Source organism: Epibacterium sp. HA2-3, from assembly GCF_055693725.2.
Genome location: NZ_CM172490.1, coordinates 935,637 through 957,986, shown reverse-complemented (window position 1 = coordinate 957,986; position 22,350 = coordinate 935,637). Strand labels below are relative to the sequence as shown.

The 22,350-nt window shown below is 61.6% G+C and carries 22 protein-coding genes; 9 read left to right on the top strand and 13 right to left on the bottom strand.

The genetic code is table 11. The annotated features are described in order from the left end of the window. Positions 1–3: 3 nt before the first annotated feature. Positions 4–528, bottom strand: coding sequence for an Lrp/AsnC family transcriptional regulator (locus ACZ1HH_RS04445; protein ID WP_472635977.1), 525 nt, complete (start codon positions 526–528; stop codon positions 4–6). Positions 529–614: 86 nt separating this feature from the next. Here ACZ1HH_RS04445 and ACZ1HH_RS04440 point away from each other — a divergent pair, with 86 nt between their 5' ends. Then, complete coding sequence (locus ACZ1HH_RS04440) at positions 615–1,814, top strand: MFS transporter (protein ID WP_011538254.1); 1,200 nt, start codon at positions 615–617, stop codon at positions 1,812–1,814. Positions 1,815–2,255: 441 nt separating this feature from the next. Here ACZ1HH_RS04440 and scpB read toward each other — a convergent pair whose 3' ends face one another. The 6 genes from scpB to ACZ1HH_RS04410 form a co-directional block, all read right to left on the bottom strand. Further along, entirely contained in the window at positions 2,256–2,936 is a 681-nt protein-coding gene (scpB, locus tag ACZ1HH_RS04435; protein WP_011538252.1) for an SMC-Scp complex subunit ScpB, read from the bottom strand. Next, positions 2,936–3,733, bottom strand: coding sequence for a segregation and condensation protein A (locus ACZ1HH_RS04430; RefSeq protein ID WP_011538251.1), 798 nt, complete (start codon positions 3,731–3,733; stop codon positions 2,936–2,938). Before ACZ1HH_RS04430 ends, scpB begins: the two co-directional genes overlap by 1 nt. Then, the gene (locus ACZ1HH_RS04425; RefSeq protein ID WP_487320396.1) at positions 3,726–4,787 is read right to left on the bottom strand and encodes a glycoside hydrolase family 3 N-terminal domain-containing protein; all 1,062 of its coding nucleotides are present in this window, start codon (positions 4,785–4,787) and stop codon (positions 3,726–3,728) included. The genes ACZ1HH_RS04430 and ACZ1HH_RS04425 overlap by 8 nt, the downstream gene beginning before the upstream one ends. 4 nt (positions 4,788–4,791) lie before the next feature. Continuing rightward, entirely contained in the window at positions 4,792–6,126 is a 1,335-nt protein-coding gene (locus tag ACZ1HH_RS04420; RefSeq protein WP_472635972.1) for an SPOR domain-containing protein, read from the bottom strand. Between the two features lie 110 nt (positions 6,127–6,236). Next, positions 6,237–7,979: an arginine--tRNA ligase gene (gene argS / locus ACZ1HH_RS04415; protein WP_472637299.1), complete on the bottom strand. Its 1,743-nt coding sequence runs from the start codon at positions 7,977–7,979 to the stop codon at positions 6,237–6,239. A gap of 174 nt (positions 7,980–8,153) precedes the next feature. Next, on the bottom strand, positions 8,154–9,296 hold the full coding sequence (locus ACZ1HH_RS04410) for a deoxyguanosinetriphosphate triphosphohydrolase (protein ID WP_472635971.1): 1,143 nt from the start codon (positions 9,294–9,296) through the stop codon (positions 8,154–8,156). Between the two features lie 90 nt (positions 9,297–9,386). Between ACZ1HH_RS04410 and ACZ1HH_RS04405 the strand changes: the two genes are divergently transcribed. Then, positions 9,387–9,710: a HesB/IscA family protein gene (locus tag ACZ1HH_RS04405; protein WP_011538246.1), complete on the top strand. Its 324-nt coding sequence runs from the start codon at positions 9,387–9,389 to the stop codon at positions 9,708–9,710. Between the two features lie 197 nt (positions 9,711–9,907). Here ACZ1HH_RS04405 and ACZ1HH_RS04400 read toward each other — a convergent pair whose 3' ends face one another. The 3 genes from ACZ1HH_RS04400 to ACZ1HH_RS04390 form a co-directional block, all read right to left on the bottom strand. After that, positions 9,908–10,909: a DMT family transporter gene (locus ACZ1HH_RS04400; protein ID WP_416368174.1), complete on the bottom strand. Its 1,002-nt coding sequence runs from the start codon at positions 10,907–10,909 to the stop codon at positions 9,908–9,910. Then, positions 10,906–11,970 carry a DUF6902 family protein gene (locus ACZ1HH_RS04395; protein WP_472635970.1) on the bottom strand — a complete coding sequence of 355 codons (1,065 nt, stop codon included), beginning with the start codon at positions 11,968–11,970 and terminating at the stop codon, positions 10,906–10,908. Before ACZ1HH_RS04395 ends, ACZ1HH_RS04400 begins: the two co-directional genes overlap by 4 nt. Positions 11,971–12,058: 88 nt before the next feature. Next, positions 12,059–12,274, bottom strand: coding sequence for a hypothetical protein (locus ACZ1HH_RS04390; protein ID WP_168610827.1), 216 nt, complete (start codon positions 12,272–12,274; stop codon positions 12,059–12,061). Between the two features lie 454 nt (positions 12,275–12,728). On the opposite strand from ACZ1HH_RS04390, the gene xth reads away from it, so the two are divergent. Then, a complete protein-coding gene (xth, locus tag ACZ1HH_RS04385; protein WP_472635969.1) occupies positions 12,729–13,535 on the top strand; it encodes an exodeoxyribonuclease III in 807 nt (268 codons plus the stop codon). Between the two features lie 296 nt (positions 13,536–13,831). Here the strand turns inward: xth and ACZ1HH_RS04380 are convergent, their stop codons facing one another. Both ACZ1HH_RS04380 and dksA read right to left on the bottom strand, forming a co-directional pair. After that, a complete protein-coding gene (locus ACZ1HH_RS04380) occupies positions 13,832–15,001 on the bottom strand; it encodes an FAD-dependent oxidoreductase (protein ID WP_472635967.1) in 1,170 nt (389 codons plus the stop codon). 92 nt (positions 15,002–15,093) lie between these two features. After that, positions 15,094–15,516 carry an RNA polymerase-binding protein DksA gene (gene dksA / locus ACZ1HH_RS04375; protein ID WP_005634254.1) on the bottom strand — a complete coding sequence of 141 codons (423 nt, stop codon included), beginning with the start codon at positions 15,514–15,516 and terminating at the stop codon, positions 15,094–15,096. Positions 15,517–15,703: 187 nt separating this feature from the next. Between dksA and ACZ1HH_RS04370 the strand changes: the two genes are divergently transcribed. The 6 genes from ACZ1HH_RS04370 (at position 15,704) to ACZ1HH_RS04345 (ending at position 21,706) form a co-directional block, all read left to right on the top strand. Then, a complete protein-coding gene (locus ACZ1HH_RS04370; protein WP_011538239.1) occupies positions 15,704–16,543 on the top strand; it encodes an AAA family ATPase in 840 nt (279 codons plus the stop codon). Between the two features lie 123 nt (positions 16,544–16,666). Continuing rightward, positions 16,667–18,115 carry a DUF2927 domain-containing protein gene (locus tag ACZ1HH_RS04365; protein ID WP_487320395.1) on the top strand — a complete coding sequence of 483 codons (1,449 nt, stop codon included), beginning with the start codon at positions 16,667–16,669 and terminating at the stop codon, positions 18,113–18,115. Positions 18,116–18,221: 106 nt separating this feature from the next. After that, on the top strand, positions 18,222–18,389 hold the full coding sequence (locus tag ACZ1HH_RS04360; protein WP_011538237.1) for a hypothetical protein: 168 nt from the start codon (positions 18,222–18,224) through the stop codon (positions 18,387–18,389). Between the two features lie 31 nt (positions 18,390–18,420). Next, a complete protein-coding gene (locus tag ACZ1HH_RS04355; RefSeq protein ID WP_416368166.1) occupies positions 18,421–19,605 on the top strand; it encodes a vWA domain-containing protein in 1,185 nt (394 codons plus the stop codon). 339 nt (positions 19,606–19,944) lie between these two features. Further along, positions 19,945–20,631 carry a M48 family metallopeptidase gene (locus ACZ1HH_RS04350; protein ID WP_472635965.1) on the top strand — a complete coding sequence of 229 codons (687 nt, stop codon included), beginning with the start codon at positions 19,945–19,947 and terminating at the stop codon, positions 20,629–20,631. An 88-nt stretch (positions 20,632–20,719) separates the two neighbouring features. Continuing rightward, on the top strand, positions 20,720–21,706 hold the full coding sequence (locus tag ACZ1HH_RS04345) for an LLM class flavin-dependent oxidoreductase (RefSeq protein ID WP_472635964.1): 987 nt from the start codon (positions 20,720–20,722) through the stop codon (positions 21,704–21,706). Positions 21,707–21,810: 104 nt separating this feature from the next. Here the strand turns inward: ACZ1HH_RS04345 and ACZ1HH_RS04340 are convergent, their stop codons facing one another. Further along, positions 21,811–22,350: an RSP_2648 family PIN domain-containing protein gene (locus tag ACZ1HH_RS04340; RefSeq protein ID WP_472635963.1), complete on the bottom strand. Its 540-nt coding sequence runs from the start codon at positions 22,348–22,350 to the stop codon at positions 21,811–21,813.

Here is a 22,350-nt window from a genome sequence, read left to right as displayed (position 1 = left end):
GGGTCAGCGCGGGTAGCTGACACTTTCAAGATCGGCGGTGACATCCGCTTGCGCAGAGCGTTCAAGCACCGTCGAAAGCGTCAGATACGTGCTGGTGCCACGCACGCCTTCGATATCGTAGATCTTGGACAAGAGCCCCTCGAGCGCATGTGGGCTGGCCACACGCACCTTCATTATGAGACAGGTATTGCCGGTGGTGGAGTGGATTTCCTCCACCTCGGGAAACTCTTCGAGCGCCATGATCTCGCGGGTTTTACCCCAGCCAATGGTGTCGACATGGATAAAGGCGAGGATCGGCTTTCCCACTTGCGCGCCGTCGATCTGTGCGACGGTGGCCTTGATCGCCCCAGAGGCCCGAAGACGTTTCACACGTTCATGCACCGCCGGTGCCGAGAGCCCGACCTGTTCACTGATCGTGGCATAGGATTGGGTGGCATCCCGGCTGAGCGCACCTAATATTCTTCGGTCCAATGCATCAATACCACGGCTCGCCCGCGCGGAGCTCCGAATGGTCTCTGTTTTTTCCATACCGTGGCCTTTCATATCTTCACAGAATGAGTTTCACCAATTAGGCCGAACTGCCGAATGAAATTCAATCCCTCACGAGACCTGTCATGCCCTCTTCTGCCCCACCGCTCTGGATCTCCATCGCCACCCTGATGTGCGCCATTGCCATCGTGGGCACCAACGCGCTGTTGCTGTCGCCTCTGGTGCAAACCGTCGGAGCCGACCTCGCGGCCAGCCCGGCGCAGGTGCTCTGGGCCTCGAGCGGCTATGGGCTTGGGGTGGCAGCGGCGGCGCTGCTGATCGCCCCGATCGGCGACCGCATCGGCGCGGGGCGTCTGCTGCGTATGGCCTTGGCGGTGCTGACCCTTGGCTTTGTTGCCAGCGCGCTGGCCCCGTCACTAGCGGCACTGATCGCGGCGCAAGTGCTCTGCGGCCTTGCAGGTGGCGCGGCGCTGCCCTCGATCTACACGATGGCCGCCGTGATTGCCCCAAAGGGGCGCGAAGCCCGCGTGGTTGGGGCCGTGCTCACCGGCTGGACCCTGTCGCTGGTCCTGGGCGTAAGCCTCGCCGCATGGAGCGCAGAGCTTGTGGGCTGGCGGGCTGTTTATGGCGCTTTGGCGGCGCTTTGTGCGCTGATCTGGACCCTAAGCGCCCCGCTTGCGCGTCTGGATGAGCCGGGCGGCGCGGCCAGCTCCCCCCTCAGCGCGCTGCGAGTGCCGGGCATGGCGCGCGGCATCTTTGCCTCGGTCGGGCTGATGCTCAGTTTCTATGTCACCTATTCCTACACCGGTGCCCACGCCACGGTAAGCCTTGGCCTGAGCACCGGTCAGGCTGGGCTTTTGCCACTGATCTATGGACTGGGGTTTGGCGGTGCGGTGCTGCTCGACCCGATTCTGGACCGTATCGGGATGGCCCGCGCCACCACGCCGGTTTTCCTCGCGCTGAGCCTTGTCTATCTCGCCATGGGCGTGTTGGGCGCCAGCTATATGCTCTTTCTGGCGCTGGCAGCCCTGTGGGGGATCTTCCAGCACTTTGGCTTGAATCTTCTTGTGGCGCGGCTCACCGTGCTGGATGTGCGCCAACGCGGCGCGATCATGGGTCTTTATTCGACCACAACCTACCTCAGCGTCTTTGCCGCGCCCTTTGTCGGCGGTATCGGCTTTCAAGCGCTCGGGATCATGGGCTGTGTGCTTATTTCGGCGGCGCTCACCACCCTTGCTGCGGTCGAGGCACTGAGCCTTCGGCGCAGCAGCCTGCCCTTTACGACGGATCCCGCCCAGCCCGGCGCGCCCGACGCGCCTGCCTGATCTCTCGGATCCGCGCGCGCTCGGCCTTTGCGTCGGCTGCGGCCCGGACCTGCGCCTCGGTCAGGATTTCGGTCTGCGGATCTGGGTTTCTATCAGGTTCCGCCTTCACCGGCGCGCCGGGGCGGTGACCCACAGGGGCCCCTGTGGTGTGGCGTCCACCTCCCTTGGCTGGACTGCGTTTGGCGACGGCCTTGATACCTGCGCTTACGCCCGCATTCACCGCCCGTCCAATCAGTCGCCGCAGAACCATGTTCGCGATCCGCTCAAACCCCATCCGATCCTCACTGAGTTTTGGGTTCCTCTGCAGTCCATAACGACGGAGTACGGCGTTTTCTGGGCGCGCGACAGGCTCCGACGTGCGGGGTCTCTTGCGCGGGCTGTGGGAGGCACTGCATTCCCTCGCGCACTGGACCGTCCTCTACCGCGCTTTTGCGTGCAGGGTCAGTCCTCGAACAGCTCCGCCTGCTCTTCATCACGGCGCTCATCCTCGCTGTCGCCCTGACCGATCGGGAAGGCCCCCGGCGGTGGCCTGTTTTCCAGGAGCCCTGCAGCCCGCAGCTCCTTGAGACCGGGCAGATCACGCGCGCTTTCGAGGCCGAAGTGATCCAGAAACACCGGCGTCACCACAAAGGTCACTGGCCGTCCCGGTGTCATCTTGCGCCGTCCCAGCCGGATCCACTCCATCTCAAGGAGTTGATCGATGGTGCCGCGCGACACCGACACACCGCGGATTTCTTCGATTTCTGCTCGCGTCACCGGCTGGTGATAGGCAATGATGGCCAGCGTCTCGATGGCCGCACGCGAGAGTTTGCGCGTCTCCACCGTTTCCTTTTGCATCAGGTAGCCAAGGTCAGGCGCCGTGCGCATCGCCCAGGCCTCGCCAACCTGCACCACCCGCACCCCACGGCCCTCGTAGCGTTTGCGCAGATGCTCCAGAGCCTCGCTGGGTCTGCAGCCATGCGGCATGCGCGCAATGAGATCGCGCACCGTCACCGGCTCGGCGCTGGCAAAGAGCACCGCCTCCACCATACGCTCCTGCTCGGCCATGGGCGGCGCGTCAAACAGGCTGTCGCTGTCTGAACGCTCTGGCGAGGCCGTATCGCTGAGGGTGTGGTCGTCCATTAGCTATCCTCGGGCCGGTTGCGCAGCTGGATCGGGGCGAAACTGTCGGTCTGGCGAATCTCCATCTTGCCTTCTTTAACCAATTGCAGCGACGCGGCAAATGTTGCGGCCGTGGCCGAGCGCCGTTTGACCGGATCGCTGTGCCACCCATCTGGCAAATAACTCAACATATCGGTCCAGCTGCCGGTAAATCCAAGCAGCCCGCGCATACGTTCGAGCGCTTCTTCCATGGTGAACACGCTCTCGCGGTCCATCACGAAGGGGCGGAACTCATCCTTGGTGCGGATGCGCGCATAGCCCTGCATCAGGTCCAAAAGGTTGGCGGTATAGGTCACCGTCTTGATGCGCTGCACGTCCTCGGCCTGCCCACGGGCAAAGAAATCGCGCCCCAGCCGATCCCGGCCCATTAGCCGGGCGGCCGCATCGCGCATCGCCTGCAACCGCTCAAGCTGAAACGCCAGATGTGCTGCCAGCTCCTCGCCCGTGGGACCATCCTCTTCGGGATCGGGGGGGAGCAGCAGGCGGGACTTCAGAAACGCCAGCCACGCGGCCATAACCAGATAATCGGCGGCAAGCTCGATGCGCAGCTCCTTGGCGCGTTCCACAAAGGTCAGATACTGGCGCGCGAGTTCATAGACCGAGATCTGGCGCAGATCCACTTTTTGTGTGCGCGAGAGCGTCAACAGCAAATCCAGCGGCCCTTCAAAGCCCTGCACATCCACGATCAGGGACTCGGCCTCAAGCCGCTCCTCGACCGTCTGTGTCTCTTTTGGAAAAAGCGTGTTCTCGTCAGCCATAAACCTGTCCGCCCATGAGGGCAGATAGTTCCGCTTCCACGGCCTCAGTGTCAAGCACGACAGGGGGCTTGCGGCAGGCCAGGGCCGCCTCGGCGCGCCGTTGAGCGGCCTTAGTCATCTGCCCGGCAGACGCGACCACCTCGGCCCGCGCCGCCAGTGACGAATTGCAGAAAAGCGCCACATCACAACCGGCATCAAGGGACTGACGCGCCAATCGGGCACTCCAGGTCACTTCGTCATCGGGATGCGGGCCGCCAGCCATGCGCGCCTGATCCTCGGCTGCGTCCTGCCACAGGGCCTTCATCGAGATGTCGTCTGTCATCACAAGACCATCATAGCCCAGCTCAGTGCGGATGATCTCCATCATGACCGGTGAAAGCGTCGCCGGGCGCGGATCAAAGGCGTCGTAGACCAGATGCGCCGTCATCGCCATCGGCAGATCCCGGAGCTTTGCAAAGGCGGCAAAATCCTCTGCGCGCAGCACGTCTGCAGGCGCGGTCACATGGGGCAGATCATGGTGGCTGTCCTTCGTTGATCGCCCATGGCCGGGGATGTGTTTCATCACCGGCACCACGCCACCATCCAGATGTCCTTCGGCACAGGCGCGGGCAATGGCGGCGACGCTCTCGACGTTGGATCCGTAACAGCGATTGCGCAGAAACGGATGGGTCTCTGCATTTGCCACATCAGCGAGCGGCGCACAGTTGCTGTCGATGCCATAGTCGCGCAGTTCCGCCGCAATGAGGCGCGCGCGCAGATACATCGCCCGCACCGGGTTCGAGGCCGCCTCCACATGATCGAGCGCCGGGCGAAACTCCCGCGCCAGCGGCGCACGAAGCCGCTGCACGCGCCCGCCTTCCTGGTCGATCGTAATCAGACAGTCATGCCCGGCGGCTTCGCGAAACTCGTCGCAAAGGGCACGCAGTTGATCGCCGCTCTCGATATTGCGCGCAAAGAGAATAAAGCCAAAAGGCGCTGCTTCGCGAAACAGCGCCTTTTCATCGGCGGTGAGACGCAGTCCTTCTGCGTCCAGGATGGTCGCGCCAAATCGCATCCGATCAACGCATCGTCACAGGGATACAATCTGCATTGCCCGCCACCAGCGCCGAGCAGAAGCGGCGCGCGTCCGACAGGTCTTCAAACCCATGTGCGCGCAACCGGTAGAAGATCCGCCCACCGCTCTCGGCGCGCTGGACCACGCGGGCCTTGTCGTCAAAGAAGTCACCAAACTTGGCGCTGATGCGGGTCCATTCGCTGCGCGCCACCTCGGCACTCTCATAGGCGCCTAGCTGTGCCAGACGGGTCCCGACCTCAAGGCTCTTGGGGTCAATATCAACCGCGGCGCGCGCGGCTTGTGTGGTGTCTGCACTGGCTGCGGGCGCAGGCGCAAACCGCGCCGGGCGCACCATTGGGCGCGGGGTTTCGCGCACGCCGGGCGCATTGCGGACAGCCGCCGGAACCGTGGTGATCGCCGCAACCTCTGCCGCCGCAAGTGGTTCTGGCTGGGTGATCGATGCCGAAGTCTCACGCAGATCCTCAAGCGGAACCGCCCCTTCGGTGAGCGAGGCCACCAACGCGTCGATATCATTGCTGCGCTGCTCGAGCGGCGAGACATCATCGCCCGCCTCAATCGCTGCGGTTTCCTGCGCAACCGCCGGGGCCAGCGCTTCGGCCTCCAGTGCGGCCTGGGCTTCGGCGGCCTCTGTCAGAACCGGGATCGGCTGGTCGTCTTCGGTGAGCGAAATCGCTTGCGGTGCCAGCTGCAAGCGGTCGGCGGGATCTTCGGCAATCCCGTTTGCGGCCACGGAGTTCACTGCAAGCCCTTGATTGTCTGCAAGTTCCCCGCCCGGGTTTTCCGGCGCCACGCGCATCGGCCCCGAAAGCGCGCTGACCACCGGCACGCCGGAGACATCGCGCATGATCAGCTTGTAGCCCCACATGGAAATGCTCACCACCAGTGCCAGCGAGGCCGCAGCGCCCAGAAACGCGGCCATACGTCCGAACTCGCTGCGCCCGCCCGGCGGCGGTGCAAACATTTCATCCTCGTCGCCGCCATAGGCATCGCCGTAGTCGGACACATAGTCATAGCCCGCCTCGGGCGCGACGCTTGGCGCGCTCATACCGCCCGCGTAGCCCGCCTGTGTCGCTGTCAGGCTCGCTTGCGTGGCGCCAACACCCGAAAACGTGCCGACATTTACCGATTGCGTCGGATTGATCCCAAAGCTCGGATACGATGGTTCCGGTGCCGCCTCAGCTGCGGCCGGAGCACTCTGCACCGGATCGGGTGCGCGCGAATATTGATGAGAGGAGAACGGGTCGAATGCGGTCCCACCGCGTTCGCCATCGCTATTTGAAGAGGGGGTGCTTGCGCCCACCTGTGCAAAATATGCCATATCCGCCTCACTGCCCATTTGTGCCAGACAGCCCGCCCAATTCAGGGCGGGACATCTGCACGTAGGGTCTCTTGATCTGCCTCAGACCGGCGGTTCGGGCGACTTTAGTGTCACATCTCCTGCGCCGGTTTGACGCCAAGAATACCAAGACCGGCAGAAATGACAATCGAAACAGCCCGCGCCAGCGCCAAATTGGCATGTGTTGCCAATTCGCTGCTCTCGTTAACAAATCGTAAACTTTCTTCAGATTTGCCGAGGTGGTACAAACCATGCAGATCTGACGCCAACTCATAGAGGAAAAAGGCGATCCGATGCGGCTCATTGGTGCGCGCGGCGATCTCCACCTGGCGCGGCCATTCGGCGACTTTCCGCGCAACCGCAAGCTGTGCGTCATGTGTGAGCAGGCTCAGGTCCGCACCATTCAGCGTCGCCTCATCACAAGCGATCCCCGCCTCGCGCGCCTTGCGCAGGGTCGAGTGGATGCGCGCATTGGCATATTGTACATAAAACACCGGATTGTCCTTGGACTGCTCCAGCGCCTTATCAAGGTCGAAATCGAACCCCTGATCGTTCTTGCGGGTCAGCAGCATGAAGCGGGTCACATCTGCGCCCACCGCATCCACCACGTCGCGCAGGGTCACAAAGGTTCCTGCCCGCTTGGACATCTTGAATTCCTGCCCGTCCTTGAAAAGCTTCACCAACTGGCAGAGCTTGACATCCAGCGGCACCTTGCCATCCGAGAGCGCCGACACCGCCGCCTTCATCCGTTTCACATAGCCACCATGGTCCGCCCCAAAGATGTCGATCAACATGTCAAAGCCACGGCTGACCTTGTCATAGTGATAGGCGATATCGGGGGCAAAATAGGTCCATGCACCATCGGATTTCTTCACCGGACGATCCACGTCATCACCATGTTCGGTAGATTTGAACAGGGTCTGGATGCGCGGCTCCCAATCGTCAGGCTTCTTGCCCTTCGGCGGCTCCAGCACGCCTTCATAGATCAGCCCCTTGGCATCCAGGCTTTCCAGCGCCGCCTCGATGCGCCCGGTGCCGTAGAGGGATTTTTCCGAATAGAAAACATCCATCTCCACGCCCAGAAGTGCCAGATCCTCGCGGATCAGATCCATCATCATGTCGGTGGCAAAGTTGCGCACCTCCTCAAGCCAGGTCTCTTCGGGCTGGCCGACAAAACGATCGCCGAATTTGTCCTTCAGAGCAGCGCCCACATCCTTGAGGTACTCGCCCGGATAGGTGCCATCGGGGAATTCCACACTCTGCCCATGGGCCTCGAGGTAGCGCAGATAGGCCGACCGCGCGAGCACATCGACCTGAGCACCGCCATCGTTGATGTAATACTCGCGGGTTACATCATAGCCCGCAAAATCCAGAAGGCTCGCCAGCGCATCACCAAATACCGCACCGCGCGTATGACCCACATGCAGCGGCCCTGTCGGGTTGGCCGAGACATATTCAACGTTGACCCGCTTGCCCTGCCCCATGTCAGAGCGGCCATAGGCCTCTTCTGCATTGAGCGCCTTGCCCAGCACAGCCTGCCAGACCGACAGATCCAGACGCAGGTTCAGGAACCCCGGCCCCGCCACCTCCGCAGAGGTGATGCGCTTGTCCTGCGCCAGCTTCGCAGCCAGCGCCTCGGCAATATCGCGCGGCTTCATCTTGGCGGGTTTTGCCAGCACCATCGCCGCATTGGTCGCCATATCCCCATGCGCCGCATCGCGCGGCGGCTCCACGGTGACATTGGCAAAGTCGAGCCCCTCCGGCAGGGCCCCTTCGGCCGTCATGGCCGCAAGACTGTCGATCACAAGCGTACGGATATCGGTAAAGAGGTTCATATCTGGCGTCCCATAGGTATCAGCCACAGCGGATACCGAGGGGCGCGCTCAGGGTCAACCGCCTTAGCCCTACGCGCCCCAAAGGCCACGCGGCCGCACCCCTTCTTCTAACCCCAAATATCCCGGAGCGCGAGGCAGAGCCTCGCATCCCCGGCCGCGCTCACAGATCGCCGTTCAAGCCCCAAGCGCCAAGCGATCATAGAGCTGCAGCGCAAAACGATCCGTCATCCCGGCGATATAGTCCGATACGATCCGCGCCCGGTCAGTCTCTGTTTCGGCCTTGCGAATGTCGCCATGCCAGCGCTCGGGCATCGCCATGGTGTTTTCGAGGTAATAGGCAAACAGCGCCTTCACCACGACGGCGACACGCTCGCGCACCACCATCACCGAAGGAGCGCGGTACATGCGGGTGAACATGAAGGCCCGCAGCTCTCTGAGCTGGGTCCAGATCTCATCCGAAAAGGTCACGACCGCATGATCCAGCGCCCGGATCTCCTCCACCGACTGCGCACCAGAGGCCGCAATCTTACGCCGCGAGGTCTCGATCACATCACTGACCATAACCCCAAAGAACCGCCGCAGCGCCTCGTGGCGACGGCGATTATGATCCAGCCCCGGATAGGTCTCATCCACCTCCGCGTAGGCGGGCGCGATGATCGACAAGCTGCACACATCGTCATCCGTGAAAAGCCCGGCCCGCAAACCGTCGTGCAGATCGTGGTGATTGTAGGCGATGTCATCCGCCAGGGCCGCCACCTGCGCCTCGGCGCTGGCGTGCGTGTGCAGCTCCAGATCAATCCCCCGGTTGCAGGCCGCCAGGGCCCAGGGCAGCTCCCCCACAACCGGGCCATTGTGCTTGGCAATCGCCTCCAGCGTCTCCCAAGTGAGGTTCAGACCATCAAACTCTGCATAGTGGCGCTCCAGCGCCGTCACGATGCGAATGGCCTGCGCGTTGTGGTCAAATCCGCCATAGGGCGCCATCATCTCATGCAGCGCGTCCTCGCCGGTGTGGCCAAAGGGCGTGTGCCCAAGATCGTGCGCCAGCGCTACGGCCTCGGTGAGCTCCTGATTGAGCCCCAGCGCGCCTGCAATGGTGCGCGCCACCTGTCCTACTTCGATGGAGTGGGTAAGCCGGGTGCGATAATTGTCGCCCTCATGCTCCACAAACACTTGCGTCTTGTGCTTCAGGCGCCGAAAGGCGCTGGCATGGATGATCCGGTCCCTATCGCGCTGAAAGGGAGACCGAAAACTGCTCTCTTCTTCGGGAACAGCCCGCCCGCGCGAACGGTCGGGCATGGTGGCATAGGGCGCGTACATGTGTTTCTTTTCTCCGGCAAATCTTGTCGCCTCGCGCGCACCTTTCTATATTTGCACTGACGCTGCAACACGCCATCGGAGAAAACCAACATGCAACTGCCCCCAAAAGTGACGGATCGCGCCTTTGACCGGCTCGCCGAAATCGGCGCTGCAGATCAAGGCCAGGCCCTGCGCATCGCGGTCGAAGGCGGCGGTTGCTCAGGCTTTCAATATGAGATTGCGCTCGACACGCCCAAATCCGACGACCTGGTGCTTGAGGGCAAAGGCCAGAAAGTCGTGGTCGATGAAATCTCGCTGCCGTTTCTCGAGAATGCCGTGATCGACTTCACCGAAGAGCTGATCGGCGCGCGCTTTACGATCGAAAACCCCAATGCCACCTCCAGCTGTGGCTGCGGCACCTCGTTTTCCATGTGACCCCCGTTCGGCGTGCGTTCATCCCGAACCCGTTCGCGGGTGCTTGATGTGATCGCTCAGCCTGAATCTTTAGTCTGATGTCTCGCGGGGCGCGTTCCCTCTTGGGCATCGGACCTACGAAGAATTGAAGTTACGCGCTGCCCCCCCCCCCCGGCCAGCGCACACAATCTCGCACATCACTCGCGCGCGCGACGCACTTAGCGGCCGGACTGCACCCGGCGCCGCGTGCGCCAAGCGCCACTGCGCCGGTCATTGCGCCGAACGCCGCGTGCAGGCGCCCTGTTCCCACGACGATATTTGTCCGAGGCAATCGTCGCCATAGGCGCCTCAGTGCGGACGGGTGTTTGAGTTTGAGCCTGATCCCAGACCAAAAAGAGACCCGATGCCGCAACAACCGCCATGCCCAAATAGGTTGATACAAATGGCACTTCACCAAAGAACATCAATCCGATCAGCGCCATCCAGACAAATTGCAGATTGAGAAGCGGTGTCACCGTATAGGCCGGCAGCTGCCGCAGCGCCAAAACCAACAGCCAACGCGCCCCAAACAGCAGGACCGCATAGGCCCCGACCAGCGCCAGATCCGCTGCCGCCATCGGGCGCCAGACCAATGGCAACACACAGAGCATCACCAGCCCAAGCGTCAGGTTTGGATAGAAGACCTGCGCCAGCACGTTGCTCTCGTATCGGCTGATGTAGCGCGCCATGATGATCGACAGCGTCCCAAACCCAACCCCGCTCAACGCCAGCGCCGACCCAAGAGCCCCTCCGACCTGCACCGTGGGACGCATCACCAGAATGCCGATCACCCCAAGGCTCAGCGCTAGCCAGACAACGGGGCGGATGCGCTCCTTGAGGATCAGTCCCGACATCATCGCCGCCATCAGCGGCATCAGCGCGATAAAGACAAACACCTCGGCCAATGCCAGATAGCGAAACGCAAAAAAGAAGGAAGTGCAGGACAGCACAGTTGCGCCTGATCGCAGCAGCATTGCCCGTTTGCAGTTGGTGCGCAGACCGTCAGGATGCCCCTGCAGCCGCCCCGCGATAACACAGAACCCCGCCACCAAAAGACCCGACAAAGCAAAAAGCTGCGCCGGAGCAAATCCCCCAGCCATCAGTTTCACGATCCCATCCGCCGCCGCGATCAGCCCCGTATAGAGCAAGACGGCCAGGACCCCTGTGGCGACAGGGCTCATGCGCTACTCACCTGGCCAAAGCGCGAAAATGTCTCGAAAAAGGGCTCGAACAAGGGCGTGCTTTCCTCAGCGCGGCGCAGAACCTCCCCCTCTTCGGAACTGAGCGACTGCAATAGAGGCGCGCGCACCCGCGCCCAAGTTCCGGGCGCCTGATCAAGCAGGGTATAGAGTGCCATCGACATGCCTCGCAACGCGCCGGGACGCCCCGGCCCTTCAATCACAACTGAACCCTCGCACTGTGCCTCAGAAAACCCAGTCCGTCCAACCAGAAGTTGAAACCAATTGCACATAAGGTAGGGATGGTAGTCGTCCTGCCCCACTCGTCCGGGCGCCGCGCGCAGGGTAAATTTCCCTGTGTGTTGCTCCAGCCAACGGCTCCATTCCTGTGGAGGGGTCTCATTGCAGAAACGAAGCGCGATGCAGATTTCCGCAAGAAGATCCGCATCCTGATCGAGAAAGGCGATCAACCCGGCAAACAACAGGCTTTGACGCTCTGTTTCTTCCAGTTCGAGGGGCGCGCGACCGTATTCGGTGAGGTAAAAGACAATATGGGTCAACTCATAGGCAGCCTTGCGATTGGGCACCGCAAATCCGCCAGAGCGCTGCATAAAGGCCCGCAGCCGTCCATCCAGCCCTTCGACGTCGGGCAATTCGAACCCGCGCCGCGCCAAAAGGCGTCGCGCCTCGGCCCGCTGCAAATCCGAAAGTTCAGCCGCCGCCACGTCTTGACGCATGATCCAATCGGACATGATCTCGGCTCGTTGACCCGGCACCCCGAGATCCTCCAGATCGAGGCAGATCGACAGGATGAAACGATAATACTGGCGAAAGAAATTCAGGTGCCTCAGGCTGCCTTCGTAAAATGGCAAAAGCGGCTCCAATGCACCCTCATTTAAAGTGCAACCTGTGGTTTCCAACACATTGAGCAGCTCTGCATTTTCCTTCATCCACAAAACATCCAGTGGATCTTTGCGAAAAGAGCCAAATGAATTCAAAAGAAAAGGCGCTCCTTCACGGATTTTTTTCTCTTGCGCATTGCGAAATGAAAGCACCTGCCCCATAAACAGACCTCAAGATCATTAAATTGATCTTCGGCAACCCAACACAATTGGGTCACCGAAACGCATTTCAATCGAGACGGAGTAAGACTCAGCTCTCAATGCAGGTCGAAGAGACCATGTGGGTTGCATCCCCTACCAGCGCATCGGTGGCGGCTTCGGAAATACATGTGGAGCTGTAAAGCGATACCTGAGCACCTGCGTGCTTTTGATCGAAACAGGTAGAGCTGACGAGACCCACGCTTTCACCGGCAAATGCACCTGTATTTTCTGCAATATCGGCAACGGTTTTCTTCAGAGCGCTCACGGGACTTCTCCTTCATTCAAAGTAATAGACACCCAAAACCTGCCACCTGAAAAAAATAAAACAAGAGAATTCCAACACCATGCAGATAAAAACGCATTCACTCTTCATTAATTTTTATTAACATCTAATTGATTCAAAAATGCAATTTCAGTTACCCACAATATTTGCACAGGTTTATTCACACACGCAGTATTGCAAAGCAAAATGATTTATACCCTTGGTTGCACAGGAAAACTTGCGGCGCCGGGGTCTGGAGACGGATCTCTGCGCTGATTCTTCGCCCCGACCCGGACCCTGCTCCATCAAGCGAGTCGCAGGCGCTTGGACCCTTTTTTTCCGGAGGGCGCTGGTCGGAACACTGCGCCTCGTGGATGACGTGCAACACATGCCCTGTTGCTTGCGGGAGCGGGCGAATTCGGCGATAGACAGGTGGACGCACAGAACGGAGACCGCCATGAAGATCGCCAGTTTCAACATCAACGGCATCAAGGCCCGTGTGAACGCCCTGACCGACTGGCTCGACGAGGCCCAGCCCGATGTGGCAGTGCTGCAGGAAATCAAATCGGTGGATGAGGCGTTCCCGCGCGAGCTCTTCGAAGAGCGCGGCTACAACGTGGAAACCCACGGCCAGAAAAGCTTCAATGGTGTGGCGATCCTGTCGAAACTGCCCCTTGAGGATGTGCGCCGGGGCCTGCCCGGGGACGAGAGCGACGAGCAGGCGCGCTGGATCGAAGCCACGGTGGTGGGCAAACAAGCGCTCCGGATCTGTGGTCTCTACCTGCCCAATGGCAACCCGGTCGAACTGAACGACGACGGCACGCCGGTTGAGGGTGGCAAATACGCCTATAAACTCAGTTGGATGGAACGCCTGAAGGCGCGCGCCGCGGAGTTGATGGCAGAAGAGATGCCTGCGCTGATGGCGGGGGATTACAACATCATCCCGCAGGCCGAAGATGCCAAGCGCCCCGAAGCCTGGCTGGAGGATGCACTGCACCGCCCAGAGAGCCGCGCCGCCTTCCAGCGCATTGTGAACCTTGGCTTCACCGAAGCGTTTCGCGCGCGCACACGCGGCCCGGGGCACTATACGTTCTGGGACTACCAGGCGGGTGCATGGAACCGGGACGATGGCATCCGCATCGACCATTTCCTGCTTACACCGCAGGCGGCAGACCTGCTGCGGGACTGCCAGATCGACAAGGATATTCGCGGGCGCGAGAAACCCTCCGATCATGTCCCAATCTGGGTGGATCTCGATCTCTGAACCCTGAGCTGCGCCGCAGGCGGCCTGACAGGTCGTCAGGCGATGCGCCCTGTCGCACCGGCACGACCGCGCCGTGCACGCGCGCCCGCGTCTTCCTGCTGGATGAACTCCCGCCCGTCCCTGCCCGCATCAAGATGCGCGCGCTCACATTGGGCCAAGCGCCGCGCAGGCGTGCCTGCGCGGCGCGGGTCGCTTTGGGCAAAGCCCAAAGCGAAACACCTCATACATGGACATTAAAGAATAACTATCAGGGACTTACCGAACCCGGTCAAACTCGACCGCTCAGGATCACCCGCTCAAACCGCCGTCTCGTCGTGGCGATAGATCCAATCGAACTGGCTGACCATCCGTTGTGGTGCCAGCGCCCCGGCTACTCGCAGGATCTGATGCGCTGGCCAGCTCAGCGGGGAACGCAGATGGTATTTCCACGCATTGCCATTTGCGGCCTCAACCACCTTTGACACCCGCCGGTGCCGGCGCGCCTGATAGGCCGAAAGCCCCGCCTCAAAATCCTCTGCCCCCAAAAGGCTCTGCACCAGAGCGTAGGCATCCTCGAGCGCCATATTAGCCCCCTGCGCCATAAATGGCAGCGTCGGATGCGCCGCATCCCCCAGCAAGGCCACACCGTCGCGGCCCCAGCTTTGCGCCACCGGATGACGAAACAGCCCCCAGAGCTTGACGTCACGCACATCCGCAAGCAGCTCTGCCGCAGCGCCACCAAACATGGAAAACGCCCGACGCAGGTTCTCGGGATCGTCTCCGTGGCTCCAGCTTTCTTCTGCCCATTGTCGCCGCTCCTGTGCCGCGACAAGATTGACCAAGGAGCCATCCTTGAGCGGATAGGCCACCAGATGCCGCCCAGGCCCCATAAAGACCTGCGCCTCTGCGGCCAGATCCAGCCGGTTGGGGATTGTTGCCCGCCAGGCCACCTGACCCGTGAATTTTGGCGCTGCCACGGAATTGAGCGCAGGTCGCACACGCGAATGCAGCCCATCGGCCCCGACCACCAGATCGGCGCAGCAGGTATCGCCATTGGCCAGTTGCACCTTGGGACGTGCGCCCGGCACCACGGCGTTCACTTTTTGCAGCAGACGCACTTGAACACCTGACCGGCGCACCGCATCCGCCAGCAGGGTGATGAGATCCGCACGATGCACAAAGTAATAGCGCAGGTCATGGGCGTATTGATCGAGATCGAGCCGCAGTACCTCGCGCCCTTCACGGTGATGGCGCAGAACCACGGCACGGGCACGCTGCGCACACCAGGCCAGGTCATCCGCAAGCCCCATCGCGCGCATCACGGCCACCCCGTTGGGCGTCACCTGAAGGCCCGCACCCACCTCCGAGATCTCCTCGGCCTGCTCCAGCACCGTTACCTGTGCGCCTGCGCGTTGCAACAGGTAGGCCACAGCCAGACCACCAATCCCGGCGCCAACGACCGTTACTCTGAGTTTATCTAACTTCATGCGCCCAATGCCCGCTACCCGTTAGCAAGCTCATAACAAAAAAGCGCCGGATCAAAAGACCCGGCGCTTTATAATCTTGTGGATGACTGAAATTAGTCGTCGCGATGGACCTTCTCGCGCCGCTCGTGCCGCTCCTGGGCCTCAAGGCTCATGGTGGCGATCGGGCGGGCATCGAGACGCTTCAGGGAGATCGGCTCTCCGGTCACGTCACAATAGCCATATTCCCCTTCGTCGATCCGGCGGATCGCAGCGTCGATCTTGGCCACCAGCTTGCGCTGACGGTCGCGCGTCCGCAGCTCCAGGGCCCGGTCGGTCTCTTCGCTGGCACGATCTGCCACATCGGGAATGTTGCGCGTATTTTCCTGCAGGCCCTCGATGGTATCCCGGCTTTCATCCAAAAGCTCGGCTTTCCAATTCAACAACTTGCGTCGAAAATACTCCATTTGCCGTTCATTCATAAACGGCTCGTCTTCGGCCGGGCGATAGTCCTCCGGCAGAAACACGTCCTGCTTCATTTCGGCTCCTTCGGTCTGGCCCATCATCTTGGTCTCTTCAAATTTTCCAAGCATTCTGGCTCCCCCATGCCGCAGCGTTTAATCCCAAGTGCCGCGAATGTCACTACACAATAGTCACTCGCTGTGCTTATACCGGAGCCTGACATGCCAATTCGGCAATACTAAGGCGCGACCGGAGGGAGAGTTCATGTTATTTCAGGGCACTAAGGACTATGTGGCAACCGAAGACCTGAAAGTTGCAGTGAATGCTGCGGTCACTCTGGAGCGCCCCTTGCTGGTCAAGGGCGAGCCGGGCACCGGCAAGACCGAGCTCGCCAAACAGGTGGCAGACGCCCTTGGGTTGCGCATGATCGAGTGGAACGTCAAATCCACCACCCGCGCGCAGCAGGGGCTCTATGAATACGATGCGGTGTCACGTCTGCGTGACAGCCAGCTCGGCGAAGAGCGCGTGCATGACGTCAAGAACTACATCAAGAAAGGCAAGCTCTGGGAGGCCTTTGAGGCCGACGAGAAAGTCGTGCTCCTGATTGATGAAATCGACAAGGCCGATATCGAGTTTCCCAACGATCTCTTGCAGGAACTCGATAAGATGGAGTTTCACGTCTACGAGACCGGCGAAACCATCCGCGCCAAACATCGCCCCGTGATGATCATCACCTCCAATAACGAAAAAGAGCTGCCCGACGCGTTTTTGCGGCGCTGCTTCTTCCATTACATCCGCTTCCCCGATGCCGAGACGATGAAGAAAATCGTCGAAGTGCATCACCCCGACATCAAACCCGACCTCTTGTCGGCGGCGCTCACGCAATTCTACGAAATCCGCGACACACAGGGGCTCAAGAAAAAACCCTCCACCTCGGAGGTGATCGACTGGCTGAAACTCCTGTTGGCCGAAGACCTGAGCCCCGAGGATCTGAAACGCGACGGAGCAAATGCGCTGCCAAAACTGCACGGTGCCTTGCTCAAGAACGAACAGGATGTGCATTTGTTTGAACGCCTCGCCTTCATGGCGCGACGTGGCCGCTGATGATGATCTGATGCGGGCTGGCTGCACACCGGCCCTATGTGCCGTCAAAATCGGACCCGACTTCAAATTTTCGCCCAAATCATGTTCATACTGGGTGTCTTGGCCGGGAGATGATCCCGGATCTTGCCGAGGCGGACCAGAGACGTGCATGTGACCTTTTCTCCCCCCTGGGGCGCGCTTGGACGCGTCTTGACTGCGCTCCGGGCGCTGCGCCTCAAGACGGTTTTTCTGGGCTGCACGCTCCTGATGGCCTGCGCCCCGGCCGAGACGCCGCCCTCGCGCGCGTCGGCCTCACTAGCGACGGACCTGCCCCCCATCCGCACCTTTGCCACCCGCGCGGCTTCGCCGCCGCTGCGCTCCAATGCGGATATGGCGCGGGATTTTCTCGATCTGCATTTTCGTCTTGAGGGCGGCACCACCATGCCGGTCTTCACCCGTTTCGAAGGCCCGGTGAGCGTCGCGGTCACCGGCGCCGCGCCCGCCACGCTGCGCATGGATCTTGAGGCACTGCTGACGCGCCTGCGCCGCGAGGCCGGGATCAACGTCCGCCTGCGCGCGCCGGGCGAGGTGCCCGCCTCCGTGACCATCGAGGCCGTGAGCCGCGCGCGCATTCAACGTCTTTTGCCGCATGCCGCCTGTTTCGTGGTACCAAATGTCAGCTCGATCGAGGAATACCGCCGCGCGCGCCGCCTGCCACAAACCGACTGGAAAAACCTGCGCAGCCGCGAGCGGCTGGCGATCTTTGTGCCCAATGATGTGAACCCGCAAGAGCTGCGCGACTGCCTGCACGAGGAACTGGCGCAGGCGCTGGGGCCGCTCAATGACCTCTATCGCCTGCGGGATTCGGTCTTTAACGACGACAATGTACATGCGGTGCTGACCGGCTTTGACATGCTGATGCTGCGCGCAACTTACGACCCCTCCCTCAAAACCGGCATGACTCGCGAAGAGGTCGCCGCGCGCCTGCCCGCGATCCTTTCGCGGCTCAACCCTGCAGGCGCCCGCCGCGCCTCGGCCCCGCTGCCCCAGACCCCCAGCGCCTGGACTTCGGCGGTCGAGACTGCGCTCGGTGGCTCCGCAACACGCGCTCAGCGCGTGCGCGCCGCCCATACGGCTGCCCATATCGCCGAGGCGCAGGGCTGGCAGGATCACCGCCGCGCCTTTGGGCATTTCCTGATCGGGCGGACGCTGGAAACATCTGCCCCCGAGCAGGCCGAAGCGCATTTTCGCACCGCGCTCAACTACCTCGGCACCGGGCCGGACACCGCGCCGCATCGCGCCCTCAACCAGTCCCGCCTTGCTGCCTATGCGCTGCGCGCGGGCAATGTCGCGCGCGCCGAACAGCTGATCGATACCGCCTATGGCGCTGCGCAAACCAGCCAGAACGCCGCCCTGATGGCCACGCTTTTGACCCTGAAGGCGCATATCGCCGAGAGCCGCGGCGACCATCGCCGCGCAACCGCCCTGCGCGCAGAGAGTGCCGGATGGGCGCTCTATGGCAATGGTCCGGGCGCGGTCATCGCGCTGACGCCGCGTGAGGTTGCCGCAGCCGGTCCTTCCCGGCGTCGCTGACCTTTGCACCTGCGCCAAAGCCGGGCTATATCCACGCCAAAGCCCCACCGGTCGTTCGTGTCGCCTATCGCAGACCCGGACACCCCGAATTTTGGACCTGTGTTACATGATCGTCATCCTCGCCCTGCTCGTTGGTGCTGCCCTTGGCGCCTATAAGGCCCGTAAACGTGGCGGCAATCTTGCCGATATGCTGCAATACGGGGCTGTCTACGGCATGATCTTTGGTATTCTCGGCCTGTTCGCCACCATCGTCACCCACCGCATGATGATCTGACGCTGACCTGCCCCAAACCGACGGAGCCCCCATGTTTCAGCCCTTCTTCGAGAACCTGCGCAACGCCGCCGTGCCGGTCTCCTTGCGCGAATATCTCGCCTTTCTCGAAGGGCTGAAGGCGGGTCTCGTCACCTATGACGTGGAGGCGTTCTACTACCTCGCGCGTGCCGTAATGGTCAAAGACGAGCGCAACCTCGACAAATTCGACCGCGCCTTTGCCGCCACCTTTGAAGGCCTCGACCAGATCCCCGCCTCTGCTGTGATGGACGCCGTGGACATTCCCGAAGAGTGGCTGCGCAAGATGGCGGAGAAACATCTCTCGCCTGAAGAACGCGCCGAGATTGAGGCTCTGGGCGGTTTTGAAAAGCTGATGGAGACACTCAAAGAGCGCCTGAAGGAGCAAGAAGGCCGCCATCAGGGGGGGAACAAATGGATCGGCACCGCCGGCACCTCTCCCTTCGGCGCCTATGGCTACAACCCCGAAGGCGTGCGCATCGGCCAGAAAGAGAGCCGCCATCAGCGCGCGGTCAAGGTCTGGGACAAACGCGAGTTCAAGAACCTCGATGGCGATGTTGAACTTGGCACCCGCAATATCAAGGTTGCGCTCAAGCGCTTGCGCCGCTGGGTCCGCGAGGGCGCACAAGAAGAGCTCGACCTGGACGGCACCATTCGCGCAACCGCCGAACACGGCTATCTCGACGTGAAAACCCGCCCCGAGCGCCACAACGCCGCCAAGGTGTTGCTGTTTCTCGATGTGGGCGGGTCGATGGACCCGCATATCAAGCTCGTCGAAGAGCTGTTCTCCGCCGCCCGCAGCGAGTTCAAACATCTGGAGTACTACTACTTCCACAACTGCCTCTACGAAGGCGTCTGGCGTGACAATCGCCGCCGCTGGGACGCGCAGACGCCGACCCACGAGGTGCTGCGCACCTATGGACCGGATTACAAGTGCATCTTTGTGGGCGATGCGTCGATGTCGCCCTACGAGATCTCCTATCCAGGCGGTGCCAATGAACATTGGAACAAAGAGGCCGGCCAGGTCTGGCTGGAGCGCGCGCGCGACCAATGGAATTCACATCTCTGGATCAACCCGGTGCCCGAAAAATACTGGGGCTATACCCATTCAATCCAGATGATCCGCGAGATCTTTGAGGATCGCATGGTGCCGATGACGCTCGACGGGCTGGAGCGCGGCATGCGGGAGCTCACCCGCTAGTCTGCGGTTAACATGCTGTTATCTAACCGTCCTCCGTGTAGGCAACCCGGATCTGGGGGGCGACCTGCGGCCTGCCCCAACAAAAAGTATCAGCCCTCCTGCCCCAGTGTTTCGCATGCGAAACATTAGGTCAGCCTTACGGACCTAAAGCCGCGGCGCGCGTTCTGCCACCCGTGTCACAAGGCTCCCCGACACCAGCCGCCACCGGCCAGCCCCAAAGTCCATTGAAGTCTCCCCCCCTGAAACGCATTCCCACCGAGCGTCTGTTTACAGCTCTCCCGCCTCAGGAATTTACGCAATCCGCTTGTCCTGCGCCGTCAACCCGCCCATATCAAAGGGATGCTGAGACTGACTCCGATCCTTCTTGCGGTGATTTACGGGCTGGTGATGTATCGCCTCTCCGTCTGGCGCACCCACCGCGAATTGAGCGCCCGCTCTACCGAGCTTGCGGACCCGCATCTGAAACGCATGACCGACCGGCTTGCGGCCGCGCTCGAGCTGCCGCGCATCCCGGTCTACATCTATGAGATCGACCCGGTGAATGGCCTTGCCGCGCCCGACGGGCGGATTTTCATCACCCGTGGCTTTTATCGCAAATTCCAGTCCGGCGAGGTCACCGATGCCGAGATGGCAAGCGTGATCGCCCATGAGCTTGGTCACGTGGCGCTTGGACATGCCAAGAAACGGATGATCGATTTCTCCGGCCAGAACGCGCTGCGCACAGTGCTGATGATGGTCATCGGGCGCTACATTCCCTTTGTCGGACCATGGATCGCGGGGGTTCTCACCAACCTTCTGGCCGCGCGCCTTTCGCGGGGGGATGAATATGAGGCCGACGAATATGCGGCCGCCCTGCTGACCAAGGCCGGTATCGGTGTCGAGCCGCAGAAAGACCTGTTTCGCAAACTCGAAGAGCTCACGAATTCTCGGGCCGGGATGGCCCCCGCATGGCTCATGAGTCACCCCAAGACCGAGGAACGCATCGCCGCGCTGGAGCGGCTCGAGAACAAGTGGCGCGAGGCCTGAGCGCCCTGAGCTTGGATGTTTTTCCACGCCCCTCTTGTGCAGCCTGACGCGAGCCCTTACCTAAACCTTCCTGCAAGGAGAAGGTTTTATGCGCTATTCCGTCCTCGATCTCGCCCCGGTGCCAGAAGGCGCCACCACTGCAGAGGCGCTCGCCAATAGCGCCGACCTCGCCCGCCACGCCGAACGCTGGGGCTATCACCGCTACTGGCTGGCGGAGCATCACAACATGCCCGGCATTGCGAGCGCGGCAACGGCGGTGATGATCGGCCATATTGCACAGGCAACCTCGACCATCCGGGTCGGCGCGGGCGGTATCATGCTGCCCAATCACGCGCCCTACATGGTAGCCGAAGCCTTTGGTACCCTTGCAGAAATTCACGGCGACCGGATCGACCTCGGCGTTGGGCGCGCACCGGGCACGGATATGGCGGCGATGCGGGCGATGCGGCGCGGGTTGCAGGACTCAGGCGATCGCTTCCCCGAGGACGTGCAGGAGCTCATCGCTCATCTCGGCCCCCGCCGCACAGAGAGCAATCTGCGCGCCATCCCCGGTGAGGGCACCGAGGTTCCAGTCTGGATGCTGGGGTCGAGCCTTTACGAGGCGCAGCTCGCTGCCATGCTGGGGCTCCCTTACGCCTTTGCCTCGCATTTTGCGCCCCAAGCGCTCTCTCAGGCCTTTGAGGTCTATCGCCGCCAGTTTCGCCCCTCAAAGACGTTGGAAAAGCCGCATGCGATGCTGGCGGTCAACGTCTTTGCCGCCGCCACGGATGCAGAGGGCATCCGGCTGCGCACCACCATGCAGCAAGCCTTTGCCCGGTTGCGCCTTGGCACCCCGGGCAAGCTTCCCGCGCCGGTGGAGGACATTTCTGATGTGCTGACGCCGGACATTCTTGCCGGGGTCAATCAGGCGCTGACAATTTCGGCGGTTGGCTCAAAGGACAGTGTGCGCGAAGATCTCGCACGGCTCATTGAGACCTACCAGCCCGACGAGGTGATCCTGACCGGGCAGATCCATGATCATGACGCGCGGCTGCGCTCGTTTGAGATCGCGGCAGAGATCCTGGGGAACAGCTAAAGTTCAGTTTTGCCCGGACGACAGCCCGGGCAGCGCCCGACCGCCCCCATGGGCGGGCGCTTTGCTTCCACCCGCGGTCGAACTCTGCCCTCAGTTTTTTCAGGTCAGGCCAGAGCCTTGGCAAGCCGTGGCAGACGCGCCTTTTTCAACAGCGCCCGCATCTGCCAGTCCTCACCCGAGAGCCTTATGGCCTCCGAAAGCACCGCCTGTCCCACGGCCTCGATCACCGCGGGATCTTTGAGCCAGAAGTCATACAGGAGCTCATCGGGCGCGCTGCGCTTCAGCCCCTCCTCCTCCAGCGTCTGGCGGGGGAAATCCTTTGCGTTGACGGTGACGATCCCATCTGCATGGCCTGCAATCGCTGCAGCAAGCACATGAATGTCATGCTGATCCGGCAACCACAATCGGGCCTCGAGACCGGGTTTTGGCGCGACCTCCGCCTTGGGCCAAGCCGCCTTCAGGAGCGCAATTTCAGCTGTGGCCTGCGCCGCGCCGGCGGGGCCGAGCTTCACTGCCGCGCGCTCCCACTCGCCCAAAATCCGCGCCGACCAGAGCGGCACAAAATGCCCCGCGCGCGCCGCGCCCAGCAACATCTCGCGCATCACTGTCGGGTAGAGCACGCAGGTATCAAGCAGCAGCTTCAC